The 14,441-nt window shown below is 75.2% G+C and carries 13 protein-coding genes; 4 read left to right on the top strand and 9 right to left on the bottom strand.

The window, feature by feature from the left end; all coding sequences use genetic code 11:
* Positions 1 to 133 precede the first annotated feature (133 nt).
* Positions 134 to 2,467 carry a DUF6049 family protein gene (locus LV457_RS17810; RefSeq protein ID WP_232172856.1) on the bottom strand — a complete coding sequence of 778 codons (2,334 nt, stop codon included), beginning with the start codon at positions 2,465 to 2,467 and terminating at the stop codon, positions 134 to 136.
* Positions 2,449 to 3,195: an NUDIX hydrolase gene (locus LV457_RS17805; protein WP_232172855.1), complete on the bottom strand. Its 747-nt coding sequence runs from the start codon at positions 3,193 to 3,195 to the stop codon at positions 2,449 to 2,451. Before LV457_RS17805 ends, LV457_RS17810 begins: the two co-directional genes overlap by 19 nt.
* An 87-nt stretch (positions 3,196 to 3,282) precedes the next feature.
* Here LV457_RS17805 and LV457_RS17800 point away from each other — a divergent pair, with 87 nt between their 5' ends.
* Positions 3,283 to 4,782, top strand: coding sequence for a CCA tRNA nucleotidyltransferase (locus tag LV457_RS17800; protein ID WP_232172854.1), 1,500 nt, complete (start codon positions 3,283 to 3,285; stop codon positions 4,780 to 4,782).
* A gap of 5 nt (positions 4,783 to 4,787) precedes the next feature.
* Positions 4,788 to 5,303, top strand: a complete 516-nt coding sequence (locus LV457_RS17795; protein WP_232172853.1) for a pullulanase — start codon at positions 4,788 to 4,790, stop codon at positions 5,301 to 5,303.
* Here the strand turns inward: LV457_RS17795 and LV457_RS17790 are convergent.
* Both LV457_RS17790 and LV457_RS17785 read right to left on the bottom strand, forming a co-directional pair.
* A complete protein-coding gene (locus LV457_RS17790; protein WP_232172852.1) occupies positions 5,300 to 6,073 on the bottom strand; it encodes a TIGR03084 family metal-binding protein in 774 nt (257 codons plus the stop codon). The two genes, LV457_RS17795 and LV457_RS17790, sit on opposite strands and share 4 nt — an antisense overlap.
* Before the next feature lie 11 nt (positions 6,074 to 6,084).
* A complete protein-coding gene (locus LV457_RS17785; RefSeq protein WP_232172851.1) occupies positions 6,085 to 7,362 on the bottom strand; it encodes an MFS transporter in 1,278 nt (425 codons plus the stop codon).
* A gap of 117 nt (positions 7,363 to 7,479) precedes the next feature.
* Between LV457_RS17785 and LV457_RS17780 the strand changes: the two genes are divergently transcribed.
* Positions 7,480 to 8,103 (top strand): YqgE/AlgH family protein, encoded by a 624-nt coding sequence (locus tag LV457_RS17780; RefSeq protein ID WP_232172850.1) that lies wholly within the window; start codon positions 7,480 to 7,482, stop codon positions 8,101 to 8,103.
* Here the strand turns inward: LV457_RS17780 and LV457_RS17775 are convergent.
* A complete protein-coding gene (locus tag LV457_RS17775) occupies positions 8,100 to 9,893 on the bottom strand; it encodes a glycosyltransferase (protein ID WP_232172849.1) in 1,794 nt (597 codons plus the stop codon). The genes LV457_RS17780 and LV457_RS17775 overlap by 4 nt on opposite strands.
* A 9-nt stretch (positions 9,894 to 9,902) precedes the next feature.
* Here LV457_RS17775 and LV457_RS17770 point away from each other — a divergent pair, with 9 nt between their 5' ends.
* Complete coding sequence (locus tag LV457_RS17770) at positions 9,903 to 10,958, top strand: glycosyltransferase family 9 protein (RefSeq protein ID WP_232172848.1); 1,056 nt, start codon at positions 9,903 to 9,905, stop codon at positions 10,956 to 10,958.
* On the opposite strand, the gene LV457_RS20215 is transcribed toward LV457_RS17770, so the two are convergent.
* From LV457_RS20215 to LV457_RS17750, 4 genes are all read right to left on the bottom strand, one after another.
* On the bottom strand, positions 10,918 to 11,964 hold the full coding sequence (locus LV457_RS20215) for a glycosyltransferase family 4 protein (protein ID WP_232172847.1): 1,047 nt from the start codon (positions 11,962 to 11,964) through the stop codon (positions 10,918 to 10,920). The two genes, LV457_RS17770 and LV457_RS20215, sit on opposite strands and share 41 nt — an antisense overlap.
* Positions 11,961 to 13,106, bottom strand: a complete 1,146-nt coding sequence (locus LV457_RS17760) for a glycosyltransferase family 4 protein (protein WP_232172846.1) — start codon at positions 13,104 to 13,106, stop codon at positions 11,961 to 11,963. Before LV457_RS17760 ends, LV457_RS20215 begins: the two co-directional genes overlap by 4 nt.
* A 73-nt stretch (positions 13,107 to 13,179) precedes the next feature.
* Positions 13,180 to 13,515: a hypothetical protein gene (locus LV457_RS17755; RefSeq protein ID WP_232172845.1), complete on the bottom strand. Its 336-nt coding sequence runs from the start codon at positions 13,513 to 13,515 to the stop codon at positions 13,180 to 13,182.
* 27 nt (positions 13,516 to 13,542) lie between these two features.
* Positions 13,543 to 14,403, bottom strand: coding sequence for an LpqN/LpqT family lipoprotein (locus LV457_RS17750; protein WP_232172844.1), 861 nt, complete (start codon positions 14,401 to 14,403; stop codon positions 13,543 to 13,545).
* Between the last annotated feature and the right edge of the window lie 38 nt (positions 14,404 to 14,441).

The following is a 14,441-nucleotide window of genomic DNA, read 5'->3' as shown; positions in this document are numbered from 1 at the left end:
GGCGGGCGCGGCGGCGGCGGCCGGCCGCCGGCGGGCGGCGGTCGACCCGGGGTCCGGGGGCCGTAGCGGGGGTCGACGGGCCGCGGCGGCTGACGGGGCGGCATCGGTGGCCGGGCGGGCCGGGGTGGGCGGCTCACGGCGGTGCCGGCCGGTCGAGGTCGGCCGGGTCGGGCTGGCCGCGGAACCGGTGCCAGAGCCGGCGGCCCGCCAGCGCCACCAACACCGCCGACGCCGCGAGCGTGATCGCGAACAGCACCTTGCCGTAGGCGTTGGAGTGCACCGAGAGCCGCACCGGCTCGCCGAGCTGCATGCCGTCGGGGGTCCGCAGGTCGATGTCGACCGCCACCCGCTGGGTGAAGTGGACCTCCACCGGTACCCGCAGCGGCAGGTAGCCAGGCGGAAGCTCCTGTTCGCCGATGTCGGTGACGTCCATGCCGGGCGGCGCGTCGACCTGCAGCCGCACCCGGATCGGCACCGGCAGGTTGTTGCGCAGCGCCAGCGGCAGCGGGCTGCGTTCGGTGGCCAGCGTGTAGGACCCGCCCGGATTGACGATCGTCACCGAGCTGAGCAGGTCGCCGATCGTGCGGCGGACCTGGGCGACCTGGTCGGCGGCGAAGGCGTTGCGGGCGGGCGGCGCCACCTCCTGGCTGAGCGCCCGCAGCACGTCCTCGCGCAGCGGCGCGGTGTACTGCACGCCGGTCATCCCGGTCCGGGTGTCGACGGTCATGGCCGCGGTCAGGCCCCACAGCCGCCGGATCTGCGCGCTGATATCGTCGAGGATCGGCCCGTCGATCCGCGTCGCGGCGGTGTCGTCGTCGGAGAGCTGCTGCGGGCCGGCGGTCGCCTCGGCGCCGGCGATCAGCTCCGGCAGCGGGCGCGCGGTCGCCAGCCCGGAGCGGATGGCGGTGGCGAGGGCGGTGAGCACCGCGCGGGCGTCGTCGGCCGACGCGCTCCAGGTAGACGGCGGCATGACGATCTCGCTGCGCGGCTCGGCGCTCGGGGTGAGCGTCCGCCAGAGCATCGCGCCGAGCGCATCCTGGCAGCGGGCCGGCGCCGAGGTGTCGAGCGGCACCGCGAGCGAGCTGTCGAGGTAGCCGGGCACCGCCGGTCGGTCGCCCATCTCCGCGAGCGCCGCCCCGAGTGATGGGTCGAACGGCGCGGCCACCAGCCTCGGCGACAGCCGCCGCGGCCCGAGGTCGGCGGTGTCGAGCGGGCCCGGCCGGCCGGTGGCGGTGTCGGGGGCGGCGAGGGGCGCGGCAGCGATGGCGACCGTGCTGCCCTGGTCGGTCAGCAGGTCGGCGCCGCGCCGCGTCAGCGTGCTGTCGCCGAGCAGCGTCGCACCGCGTGCGGAGGTGATGCCGAGCAGCTGGTCGACGACGTCGCCGGCGCTGTTGGTGGCGATCCCGGCCAGCGCCCGGTCGCCGACCCGCTGCAGCGCGTCCAGGTCGGCCTGGGCGTACGGCGTGGGCGCCACGCACATCCGCTTGGCCAGCACCTTGAGCCGGTCCAGCCATGCGGTGGCCGCGCCCTGCCCGGTGCCGGGCCGGGTGGCGGCGGTGCGGTCGGCGGCGTCGGCCGTCACCACGTAACCGGCGGTCATCGCGTTGACGGTGACGAGCAGGTCCGGGTCGACCGCCAGGCACAGCGCGTCGCGGACGTCTCCGGCCGGATCGACCTGCGGACCGGTGGCGAATTCGACGGCCGACAGCAGCGCGTCGAGCCGGCCGCCGGCGGCGAGCGAGCCGGCCAGCTCGTCGTCGACCAGCCGGATGGGTGTCGCGCCGCCGGGCTGGCCGGGCGCCAGCCGCGGACGGTCGGCGAGCGGCCACAGCATCGTCATCGCGACCGGCCGGGACGTGTCCGGCGCGACGACCGCGGTCGGTTCGTCCGCCGCGGCCCCGGGGTCGCCCGGCACACCCAGCACCGGCAGCAGGAACCGGCCGTCGTCCAGCCGGGCGGCCGCCCCGTACTCGGGGGTGCCGTTGACGTTGACCAGCAGCGGATAGACGCCGGGGCGCTCGATGCCCAGGGCGGGCTGTTGCGCGGCGCGCAACGGATAGCGCAGGCGGAACGGCGCCGACTGGCCTCGGGCGAGCTCGGCGGCGGCCGTCACGAAGTCGCCGACCGGTTCGAACTGGTCGGTGGAGCCGGTGAGGTCCGTGCGGAGCCGGCCGGGTGCGTCGACGGCGGCGGCGTGCTCGAGGCGCACGACGACGTCGCGGACCGTGCGGTCGCCGACGTTGCGCACGACGCCGCTGACGGTCACGGTCGGGTCGCTGCCGGTGGTGACGACCTCCGGTGAGACCGCGTCGATCTGCACCCGCAGGAAGTTCGTCCGTGCGTCCGCGGCGGCGGGCGGCTGTCGGGCGGCCAGGGCCGGGACGGCGAGCAGCGCGAACACCGCGAGCAGCCGCAGCACCGCGAGGAGCCGGCGCCGCGGGCCGGGCGTCACTGCGCCGTACCGCATCCGCCTGCCCGGCCGGACGAGGACTCGTCGGGACGACGGTTCCGCGTGTGCGAATGCGTCTGGGGGCGCCGGCGCGGCGACGCCGGCGGCAGCGGCGGCAGCGCGGCGGGGCCGTCGGCCTGCAGCTTGTCGAGCAGTTCGCCCGCGACCTCGGCGAGCCGGCGCTCGTCGGCGTAGGCGAGCCGGGCCGGGAGCTCGCTGAGCGGCACCCACGCCACCTCGCTCACCTCGACGTCCTCGTCGGACAGCTCCCCGCCGGAGAACTGCATGAGGTAGTGGTGCACGGTCTTGTGCACCCGGCGGCCCTCGGTGACGAACCAGTAGTCGATGCTGCCGAGCGCGGCCAGCACGTCGCCGCGGATGCCGGTTTCCTCGGCGACCTCGCGGATGGCGGTCTGCTCGGCGGTCTCGCCCAGCTCGATGTGGCCCTTGGGCAGCGACCACAGCATCCGCCCGCGCCGGTCGAGGCGGCCGATCAACGCTGCCACCTGGCGCTCGCGCGGGCCGTCGATGCCGTCGACCACCAGGCCGCCCGCCGACGTCTCGTGCACGGTGCGGAGCCGGTCGTGGGGCCGGCGATTGGGCCGGCGGGATTGCTGGGCCGACGGTGTCGGCGCCTGCTGCGGTTCGCGGGTGCGTTCGGCGACCGGTTCGGGCGGACCGGCGGCGCGCTTACCCCGCCGGCGGCCGCGACGCCGTCGTGGTTTGGCCTGTTCGCCGTCCGACACCCCAGCGATAGTAGTTGCCACCCTTTCGTTCACCCGCCCCCCACGCGCTGCTCGTGACCGAGCCGTTGCGCATTACTGTTTCCGAACGTGTCCGATCCCGTGCCCGAGCCGGAGCTCCTCACCGCGGCCGCGGTGGCGCTCAACGCCTACGGTCCGGTCCTGCGCGAGCTGGGTTCGCTGTTCGCCGACGCCGGTCACGACCTGTTCCTGGTGGGCGGCAGCGTGCGTGACGCGGTGCTCGGGCGCCTCGCGGGCGACCTCGACTTCACCACCGACGCCCGGCCCGACGACCTGCGCAGACTGCTGCGGCGCTGGGCCGATGCGCTGTGGGAGACCGGCATCGAGTTCGGCACGATCGGCGTCGAGAAGCACGGCCACCGACTCGAGATCACCACCTTCCGCAGCGACACCTACGACCAGGTGTCCCGCAACCCGCAGGTGCGGTTCGGCGACAGCCTCGACGGCGACCTGGTCCGCCGGGACTTCACGGTCAACGCGATGGCGGTGCGCGTCGACCCGGCACAGCCGGGCGGACTCGGCGACTTCCACGATCCGCTGGGCGGGCTCGCGGCGTTGCGCGCCCGGGTGCTCGACACCCCCGCCGAGCCGGAGGTGTCCTTCGGCGACGACCCGCTGCGCATGCTGCGGGCGGCCCGGTTCGTGTCGCAGCTCGGGTTCACGCCGGCCCCGCGGGTGCGGGCGGCGATGACGGCGATGGCGTCGCAGCTGGAACGGATCACGGCCGAACGGGTGGCCGCCGAGCTGGACAAGCTGCTGCTCGGCGCCCACCCGGTCGCCGGGATCGAGCTGATGGTGCAGACCGGGCTCGGCGAGGTGGTGCTGCCCGAGGTGGGCGCGATGCGGCTGGCGATCGACGAGCACCACCAGCACAAGGACGTCTACCGGCATTCGTTGACGGTGCTGGAGCAGGCGATCGACCTGGAGGACGGCGGCCCGGACCTGACGCTGCGATGGGCCGCGCTGCTGCACGACATCGGCAAGCCGGCCACCCGCCGCCACGAACCGGGCGGCGGCGTGAGCTTCCACCACCACGAGGTGGTGGGGGCGAAGCTGGCGCGCAAACGGCTGCGCGCCCTGAAGTACCCCAAGCAGCTCGTCGACGACGTGTCGCAGCTGGTGTTCCTGCACCTGCGGTTCCACGGCTATGCGGATGCCAGCGGTGCCGGCCGGTGGACCGACTCGGCGGTCCGCCGTTACGTCGCCGATGCCGGACCGCTGCTGCCGCGGCTGCACAAGCTGGTGCGGGCCGACTGCACCACCCGCAACAAGCGCCGCGCCGCCCGGCTCCAGGCCAGCTACGACGAGCTCGAGGCGCGCATCGCCGAGCTGGCAGCGCAGGAGGACCTGCAGCGGGTCCGCCCGGACCTCGACGGCAACGAGATCATGCGGCTGCTCGGCGTGCCGGCCGGCCCGGTGGTGGGGGAGGCGTGGCGGTACCTCAAGGAGCTGCGGCTCGACCGCGGCCCGCTGGACCACGACGAGGCGGTGGCGGAGCTCATGGCCTGGTGGCAGGCCCGGCAGGCCGCCGACGGCGACGGAACCGCCGGGCGCTCGCCGGCGTCGTAGCGGGTGTGGAGTACTGCCTGGGCGGCGACGACGGGGTGAGCGTTCTCGCCGGGACGCCCGATCTCGACGTGGACCGCAACGGCGTCCTGGATGCGGTGCGGCTCGACCTCGACCACGACGGCCGCATCGACGACGCGCTGGCCGACCTCGACGGCGACGGCCTGGCCGATCACGCGGTGCTCGACGTCGACGACACCGGACCGCCCGAGGTCTTCTTCACCGACGACGGATCGGGCACCTGGTCGGTGGCCGTCGATCGCGGCGGCCGGCTGCGCTGGTTCTCCCTCGACGGCGCAGAACAGACCGGCGGGCCGGTCGTGGACTTCGACGGCGACGGCGAGACCGACGACACGCTGGTCGACTCCGACGCCGACGGGCTGGCCGACCGGGTGCTGTGCGCCGACCCGGGCGGCACCACGGGGTACGTCGACACCGACGCCGACGGCGCGATGGATCTCCGGCTGGTCGACCGCGACGGCGACGGCGCCGCCGACGACGCGTCGGCGGTCGGATCCGGCTAGCCGCGACCGGGGCCGGGGGGCCCGGCGAACGCCTGCGCGATGGTCAGCCACCGCTCGGCATCGTCGCCGACGGCCGTCAGGTCGAGCTCGCGGCGTGCCCGGCGCTGCGTGACGAGCAGGCAGAAGTCCTCGGCGGAACCGGTCACCCGCTGGGCGGCGTCGGGCGGTCCCCAGGACCAGGTGGAACCGTCGGGCGCGCGCAGTTCCACGTGAAACGTCGCGGCGGGCGCGGGAAGCCCGCGGACGGCGAACGCGAAGTCCCGCGTGCGCACCCCGAGGTGGGCGATCGACTTGAGCCGCGCGGTCGCGGGCCGGTGGACGCCGAGCGCGTCGGCCACGTCGAGGCCGTGCGCCCACGTCTCCATCAGCCGCGCGGTCGCCATCGACGCGGCACCCATCGGGGGCCCGAACCACCGCAGCTTGCGGTCGGGCGCCACCTTGAGCAGCGCGTCGTGCAGGTGGGCGCGGGTGGCCCGCCAGTCCGGCAGCAGCTCGGCGGGGTTGCGGCGCGCCTCGTCGTCGGCGGCGAGGTCGACGAATCGCTCCGGGTCGGTGATGTTGCGCAGCAGCTGGCGGAACGCGTTGTCGTCGGTGACCGACAGCAGCGCCATCCGGTCGGTCCACAGCAGGTGGCCGATCTGGTGGGCGATGGTCCATCCGGTCGCCGGCGTCTCGGTCGTCCACGCCTGCGCGGGCAGCTCCGCCACCAGCGCGTCGAGTTCGTCGCTCTCGGCCCGCAGGTCCTCGACGATCGGTGCGACGTCCGCCATGGCCGGAAACCCTAATCCTCGCTGCGGCGGCCGACGACGGCGTGGGTGGCGAGGCCGGCGAGGTACGCGACCACCCCGGCGACCGCCAGGCCCGGGGCGCGGCCGTCGGCGGGGATGACCGCGGCGGCCGCGGCGATCGCGGCGATGAACGTCACCCAGAACAGCGAGTCCTGCACCGCGAAGACGTGCCCGCGCAGCGCGTCGTCGACGTCGATCTGCATCGCGGTGTCCGCGCACAGCTTCACCACCTGTCCCGCCGCCCCGATCAGGAAGCCGCAGGTCAGCAGCACCGGAACCTGCAGCCCGATGCCCGCCAGCTGCACCGCCGCCCCCGCCCCGAGCGCCCAGTTGGCGGTGGCGTACCGGCCGATGCGGCGCACCAGCGTCGGCGTGACGACGGTCGCGAGGAACGAGCCGGTGCCCGTGGCGGCGACGAAGACCAGCGCGATGCCGAAGCCGGCGACGGCCTGGGTGTCGGTGTGGCGTACCAGCACCAGCACCAGCAGCGTGTTGCAGCCGAAGGCGATGCGGTGCCAGCCGAGCGCCGAGAGGGTGGCGGCCACCGACGGCCGTCGGGCGACGGTCCGCAGGCCGTGCGCCCAGCCCGTCGCGACCGCGTACGCGACGGACCCGTGCACGGCGCGCGCGGTGTCGTCGGGACCGAGCACCCGCGGGGAGAATCGCAGCGCCGTCACCAACGACAGCACCACCGGCACCGTGACGGCGCTGATGACGGTCGCGGCGCCGGTGTCGCCGGAGCCGAGCAGCCAGCGGGGCAGCAGCATGAAGTTCGCGCCGACGAAGGTGGCGACCGCGCCGACCGCGGTCGACAGCGAGTTCATCGCGACGACGTCCTCGCGCGCCACCACGTGCGGGAGCGCCGCCGACAGGCCCGACGCCACAAAGCGGGTGAACCCGTTGACGATCAGCGCGCCGCACAGGATCGGCAGATCGCCCGCGCCGACCGCCAGCAGCACCCCGACGACGGCAACCATCACCAGCCGGCCGAAATTGGCACCCACGAGCACCCACCGGCGGTCCCAGCGGTCGAGCAGCGCGCCGGCGAACGGGCCGATCAGCGAGTACGGCAGGAACAGCACCGCAAAGGAGGCGGCCACCTGCCAGGGGTCCGCCGCCCGCTCCGGGTTGAACAGCAGCGCACCGGCCAGGCCGGCCTGGAACAGGCCGTCGGCGAACTGACTGGCCACCCGCACGGCGAGCAGCCGCGCAAAGGCCGGCCTGCGCCGCACCGATCGCCACACCTCGACACCGGCCCGCGTGTCCACCACCGGGAGATCACTTCCTGTCCGACGTTCGGGCCGTCATCAGCCGGGCCGCACCGCCCGCGCATCCCACACTACAAATCGCTCGGCCGATCACCGCGGAAGCGCCCGCCGGATGACATGATGGACACCGTGGCGCAGTCAGAGGATCCGGAGGACGGCTCGTCCGGCTGGGCGCCCGCCGCGCAGCGGGTCCGCGCCGGCACCCTGCTCCTGGCTAACACCGATCTGCTGGAACCGACGTTCCGGCGCAGCGTGATCTTCGTCGTCGAGCACAACGACGGCGGGACGCTGGGCGTCGTCCTCAACCGCCCGAGCGAGACGCCGGTGTACAACGTGCTGCCGCAGTGGGCCAAGCTCGCGGCGAAGCCGAAGACGATGTTCATCGGCGGCCCGGTGAAGCGGGACGCCGCGCTGTGCCTGGGGGCGCTGCGGGTGGGCCTCGACCCGCAGGGGGTGGCTGGTCTGCGGCACGTCGCGGGCCGCCTGGTGATGGTGGACCTCGACGCCGACCCCGACGACATCGCGCCGATGCTCGAGGGCGTGCGGATCTTCGCCGGCTACTCCGGGTGGACCATCGGGCAGCTCGACGGGGAGATCGAGCGCGACGACTGGATCGTGTTGTCGGCCCTGCCGTCCGACGTGCTCGTCGAACCGCGGGTTGACCTGTGGGCGCGGGTGCTGCGCCGCCAGCCGCTGCCGCTGTCGCTGCTGGCGACACACCCGATCGACGTCAGCCGCAACTAGCGCCGCCCCGCGACGTCGCGCAGCAGCGCCAGCAGCGCGTCGGCGTGATGGTCGAACGTGAACTGCCGCCGCCGCTGCCAGATGTCGTCGCGCAGCGCTTCGCGCCGCCGGTGGTCGAGCAGCGCCGCCGCGGCGTCCTCGGCGCCGCTGTAGCAGTACCCCAGCCGCTCGTCGGTGACGAGCCGCTGCATGGCGACGACGCTGCCGGGGCTGTGCTGTTGCAGCAGCGGCAGGCCGGCGGCGAGCTGGGTGCCGAGCCGGGCCGGGATGTTCAGGTCGTCCCAGGTGGCGCGCTGCAGATCGCCGCCGTTGCCGCTGGAGAACCGGTGCATCCACGCCGCGTCGTAGCGCGACAGCACCGGAACCCACTCGGGCTGGCTCACCGGCTCGTGCAGGTGCACGTGGCCGGGCGCCGCGTCCCGCACGGCCGCCAGCCACCGCTGCCAGGCCCCGCCGGCCCCGGGCCCGTCGCGCAGGCCGTGGCAGTGCAGGTGCACACCGCGGGCGGCGAGCACGCCGACGAACGGCGGGTCGATGCCCAGCGGGCGGCCGAGCACCACGGTGTGCACGTCGCCGTCGGCGTCGCCGAGCCGCGGGCTCCGGGGCGCGTCGAGCCAGTCGGCCTTGGGCAGGCTCGCGTCGAGCACGCCGCCGTCACAGCCCGGCAGCGCGAGATAGAACCAGTCGCGCTCCTCGGCGGACCCGAACAGCACCGCGTCGGCCGTCGTGCACAACCGCGCGAGCTGTGGCCACTCGCCGCGGGCGATGCTGCGCTGCGGCGCCTCCTTGAAGTGCCACACGAACGGCACGGTCGGGAACCGCTCGCGGACCGCCGCGGCGAACGGCACGGCGCGCCAGTCGAGTTGGGCGTAGACGACGTCGGGGTCCAGCGCCCGGACGGCGCCGGGCCAGTCGGTGTGGTCGAGGTCGGTGACGTGGCCGAAGGGCAGCGGCCCGACGGTGTTGTAGCCCAGCCCGTCACCGGTCCACAGGCCGTGCAGTCGGGCGCCGCGCTCGGCGAGCGCCAGCACGCGTTCGGGGTTGTAGGCCAGCTCGCCGACCAGCAGCACGGTCGGGCCGTGGGCCGGATACTCGCGGTCGCGGAACCGGGCGTACAGCGCGACCTCGTCGACGCGGGCGCCGGCCCGGCTGCGCAGCCGCAGCGGTTCGGCGACCCGGTAGCGCCGCCGGAAGACGTTGAGGCCGCCGTCGTGGCGCTCGCTGATGGCTTTGTGCCGCTGCCCGGGGTGGTCGGTCCAGGTGCAGGTCACCTTTTCGGTGCCGGCGCGCCGACCGGCCAGCCGCCCGAAGAACAGCAGCTCCAGGTCGTCGCTCTCCCACGCCGAGCGCTCCCGCCAGCGTTCGCGCGTCGCCGGATGCATCACCTGCACCAGCTGCAGGGTGTGGCCGGGCGGCTCGGCGAGGCTCTGCTGGTCGCCGTGGTGGTCGACGCCGCTGTAGGCCAGCGCCACGTCCGCGGTGCTCACCGCCGCCAGCGCCGCCAGGTGGCCGGCGTGGTAGACGTCGTCGGCAGGTAGGTACGCGATCAGCGATCCCGCGGCCAGCTCCAGTCCGGTGTTCAGCGCGGCGCCCAGGCCGCGGTTGTGCGGCAACCGCACGCACCGGATCCGCGGGTCGGCGGGCAGCGCCGCCGCCACGTCGTCGGTGGAGCCGTCGTCGACGACGATCAGCTCCCAGTCGACCCCGGTCTGCCGTCGCAGGCTCGCCACCGCCCGCGGCACGAACGCCGCCTGGTCGTACACCGGCATGATCACGCTGATGCGGGGCATATAGCCGGGGTGGACCTTCTCACCGATCCCGAAACGCGCCGCGTCGCCCTGGTGCGGCTGCGGGTGGGGCTCGGTGACCTGCTGTGCTCGCTGCCGGCGTGGCGGGCGCTGCGCACCGCCCGGCCGGACCTGCACGTCACCGTCATCACCTATCCGGAGATGGCGCCGCTGATCGCGCGGATGCGCGGCTACGTCGACGAGCTGCTGCCCTTTCCGGGCCACCCCGGCATCCCGGAACGACCGCCCGTCGCCGAGCAGTGGCAGCCTTTCGTCGCCGCGGCGGCCGCCCGCCGCTTCGACCTCGCGCTGCAGACCTACGGCGACCGGCCGGCCGCCAACGACGTCACCGCCGCGCTCGGCGCCCGCCACATCGGCGGGTTCGCCGCCCGCGGCGCGGTGATCACCCGCGACCACGCCGCGCACCTCGACTACCCCCGAGACCGCCACGAAGTGCATCGGCATCTCGCCGTGTTGGCTCACCTGGGCGTGCCGGTCACCGACGCCGACGCCGCACTGGAATTCCCGGCCGTCCCCGACGACGTTGCCGGCTGCGAGCGGCTGATGGCCGAAACCGGCCTCCGCACCGCGGAATTCGCGGTTCTGCATCCCGGCGCCAGCGCGGCGAGCCGGCGCTGGCCCGCCGACCGGTTCGCCGCGGTGGGTGACGCGCTGGCGGCCCGGGGGCTGCGGGTGGTGGTCGGCGGGGTGGCTGCCGAAGCGGGAATCGTTGCGGCCGTGCGTGATTCGATGACGGCCGACGCCGTCGACGTGGCGGGCCGCACCGGAGTGGGGGCGTACGCCGAACTGGTGCGGCGCGCGGCGCTGGTGGTGTGCAACGACACCGGGACCGCGCACGTCGCCGCCGCGGTCGGCACCCCCGCCGTCGTCATCTTCCTGTCCGGCGACGCGCTGCGCTGGGCGCACCGGCTGCCGACGCAGCGGGCCGCGCTGGTCCCGGTGGGCTGCAACGGCTGCGGGCACCTGCAGTGCCCGATCGACTTCCGCTGCGCCACCTGGTTGTCCGTCAGCGACGTGCTGGCGCGGGCCGACGAGCTGCTCGGCTGACCGCGGCGCGGTGCAGCACCGCCGCCCAGTCCTGTGCCCACCGCCGCACGTCGAGCTCGGCGAGCGCCCGCTCCCGCGCCCGAGCGCCGAGGTCGGCGCGCCGCGCCGGGTCGTCGAGCAGCGAGCGCAGCGCATCGGTGAGCGCGCCGACGTCCTCGGGCGGCACGATCAACGCCGCGCCGGTCAACGCCTCGGCGGTGTCGCCGACGTCGCTCGACACGCACGGCAGCCCATGCGACACCGCTTCGAGCAGCGACAGCGACAGCGCTTCGCGGCGCGACGGTAGGCAGAACACGTCGAGGTCGCGCAGGAACGCCGGCACGTCGCGGCACAGCCCGGTGAACGTGACGGGCAGCCCGCGCGCCCGCTCGCGCAAGGCGTCGGCGTCGCGGCCGGCACCGGCGATCCGCAGCTCGATCCGGTAGCCCCGGCCGGTCAGCCGCGACACCGCGTCGATCAGCAGGTCGAGTCCCTTCTGCGGGGTCAGCCGGGCGACCGTGCCGATCACCACCGGCGTCCGGTGCCGCGGCTTCACCGCCGCCGGGGGGAGCTCGACGCCGTGGCGGATGCGGACCACCCGGTCGGCGGGCATGCCGAGGTCCCGCAGCTGCGCGGCGATCGTGGCCGACGGTGCGACGGCGAAGTCGGCGGCGGGAAAGGCCCGCTGCGGCGGGGTGCCCTGCAGGTGCAGCGTCGCGACGGTCGGCGCGGCCGCCACCGCCGCGTCCAGCGCCGCGAGGTTGCTCGCCGGGTCGACGAGGTTCACCTGCACGACGTCGGGCCGCAGCTCGGCCAGCAGGTTCGCCACCGCGGGCGCGTGCGCGCGGTGGCGGTGCAGCGGCACCACGCGGCGCTCGCCGCCGAAGTGCTCGGCGACGGGCTCGGCGACGATCACCGTGCGGCGGATGTGCTGCGGCAGCCAGCACACAAGCCGCTGGGCGTACACCTCGGCGCCGCCGAACGCGTCGCTGTCGACCACGATCGCCAGGTGCAGCGGCGCGGTCACACCAGCTCCCGGTACACCGCCAGCACCCGATCGGCCAGTGCGGGCCACTGGTAGGCCGCGGTGCGCGCCAGCGCCTTTTTCGCCATCAGCGCGCTGCGCGCGGGGTCGGCGAGCAGCGCCCGGCAGGCGGCCGCGAGCTCGGCGGGGTCGCCCGGCGGAACGAGCACACCGGTCTCGCCGTCGTCGACGAGCTGCGGAATACCGCCGATGTTCGACGCGACGACCGGTACGCCCGACGCCATCGCCTCGACGATCGCCGTGCCGAGCTCCTCGTACTGCGACGGCATGACGAACAGGTCGGCGTCGGCCAGCAGCTGCGGCACCCGGTCGTGCGGCACGAAGCCCAGGAACTCAACGCGGTCGGCCACCCCGAGCCGCTGCGCGAGCCGCGCCAGCTCGGCGCGGTCGGGCCCGTCGCCCGCGAGCACCAGCGTGACGCCGGGAAGCATCGGCAGCGCCCGCACCGCGGTGTCGACGCCCTTCTGCGGGTGCAGCCGGCCGACGAACACCACGCGATCGCCGGTGCGGGCCGGCTCGGCGGCGCCGTCGAAGAGGTCGGGGTTGACGCCCGACGGGATCACCCGGATGCGCCCGGCGGGCACCCCGTCGGCGAGCAGCCCGTCGCGCAGCCGGTGGGTCAGCGTCAGCACGGCGTCCGCGCGGCGCTCACCGGCCAGCTCCAGCCGCCCGCCGACCGCCTTGAGCAGCGCCGACCGGGCGTCGCTGACCCGCAGCGTGCGGCGCACGCTGGTGTGGACGGTCAGCACCAGCGGGATGCGGCCGGCCGCCGCGGCGGTGAGCGCCAGCGGCACGATCGCCAGGTCCTCGCCGAGGTGGGCGTGCACCAGGTCCGACCGCCGCGCCAGCCGCGGCACGAGCGCCGCGGCCGGCACGGAGTAGAACTGCCGGCACACCGGCACCGGCACGCCGAGCCGGACGATGCGCGCATGGGAGCCGAAGGCCACCTCGCGGGCTCCGCCGGGCGGCCGGGTGGTGACGACGGTCTGCTGCACACCCCGCGCGTCCAGGGCGCGGGTCAACTCGCCGGTGTGGGTCTGCATGCCGCCCACGGGGTCGAACTGCGCCCCGGCGACCCGCCCTGACGCCTCGAACACCGACGTCAACCGCAGCACCTTCACCACCGGTTCTTCCTACCCGGGAGGTCCGGCGGTAATCCCGCGGACCGGCCCGCGCGGCGAAGGCGTCACACAAGCGTCAGTGGCAGGACAGGGTGCAGCCCGCGCAGCCGCCCGCCGCGGCCGCCGCACAGCTCGGGGGTTCGGTGGCCAGCGTCCGCCGGCCGGCCTGGTACGCGCCGGCGGCCACGGTCCCGACGGCGCCCACGCCGCCGGCCAGCAGCGCAACCACGCCCAGCGGCGGGGCGGCGACCGCCGCGGCGATCCCACCGGCGCACAGCATGGCGGCGGCCGCGAGCTGCGTCGGCGCGACGGCCCGGCGCACCGGGTCCGCCGGGGAGCGCAGCAACGTCCGGGCCGCCGGGGCCGCCAGCCCCGCTGCGGCACACAGGCACAGCACGGCGGCGATCAGCATGCGGTCAGGATACGGCGGTGCCGGCGCTCACCTGGCCGCGCGGGCGGCCACCGCGGGGGCCGACGGCTGCGGGGCGGCGACGCGGAAGCCGTTGACGACGGCGTCCACCGCGTCGGCGGCTGCGACGGCCTGGCTGACGGTCGTCAGCACCGACAGCGTCACCAGGTAGCGCTCGGCCCCCGAGGTGGCGATGACGTGGCGGCGGAACGCGTTGAGGGTGGCGTCGCCCAACCGGTAGGTGCCCTCGATGCGCGCCGACGGGAACCCGTTGAAGTCGAGCATCGAGGCGTCGGTGGTCCGCCACTGCGGCAGCGTGGTGCTGTCGAGGTAGCCGTGGCTGATGGCGGCCACCGGATCGACGTCGCCGACGAGCTTGTAGACGACGAGCTGCGCGTTCGAGGTGTAGAGCGGGTCGGCGCCGTTGCGGTCGGCGATCACCAGGAACGCGTCGGGCACGTTCGGATCGGGTACGCGGCTCCAGCCGGTGGGCAGCGGGACGGTGATGTCCAGTGCGGTGAAGCCGTCGGCCCGTTGCGGCTCCATCCGCACGTGATGGTCGGCGAAGTAGTCGGCGATCGTGCCCGACGGCGCCGGCACCACCGTCTCCACCGGGACGGGTGCGACGACGGGCGGCACGGCGGCCGCGGGCACCACCGGCTGACCGGCCCCCACCGGCTGACCGGCCCCGACCGGCAGGGGCGCCGCCGCCACGCCCAGGGGCGCCGCGCCCGGCACCACGGTGACGGTCTGGGTGACCGTGGCGGGCGCGACGGGCGGGGGCAGCACCGGCTCGGCGGACGCGGTCGCGCCGGTAGCCCCCAGCGCGGCGGCCACGGCGGTGGCCGCAACTCCGGCGACGGCCAGCCACCGGCGGGCTGTGTTATTCATCGCTGTCGTCCCTTCGGCTGCGCACCTGCCGTCGGCGA

The sequence above is a fragment of the Mycobacterium sp. MYCO198283 genome, from assembly GCF_021213805.1.
Lineage (GTDB): Bacteria > Actinomycetota > Actinomycetes > Mycobacteriales > Mycobacteriaceae > Mycobacterium.
The sequence above is the reverse complement of the archived record's forward strand: the minus strand, read 5'-3'. Positions and strand labels throughout refer to the sequence as shown.

Excerpts from the sequence above, each read along its gene's own strand:
- LV457_RS17810 (WP_232172856.1), bottom strand. The coding sequence starts at position 2,467 with ATGCGGTACGGCGCAGTGACGCCCGGCCCGCGGCGCCGGCTCCTCGCG.
- LV457_RS17775 (WP_232172849.1), bottom strand. The coding sequence starts at position 9,893 with ATGCCCCGCATCAGCGTGATCATGCCGGTGTACGACCAGGCGGCGTTC.
- LV457_RS17780 (WP_232172850.1), top strand. The coding sequence starts at position 7,480 with ATGGACACCGTGGCGCAGTCAGAGGATCCGGAGGACGGCTCGTCCGGC.
- LV457_RS17755 (WP_232172845.1), bottom strand. The coding sequence starts at position 13,515 with ATGCTGATCGCCGCCGTGCTGTGCCTGTGTGCCGCAGCGGGGCTGGCG.
- LV457_RS17790 (WP_232172852.1), bottom strand. The coding sequence starts at position 6,073 with ATGGCGGACGTCGCACCGATCGTCGAGGACCTGCGGGCCGAGAGCGAC.
- LV457_RS17750 (WP_232172844.1), bottom strand. The coding sequence starts at position 14,403 with ATGAATAACACAGCCCGCCGGTGGCTGGCCGTCGCCGGAGTTGCGGCC.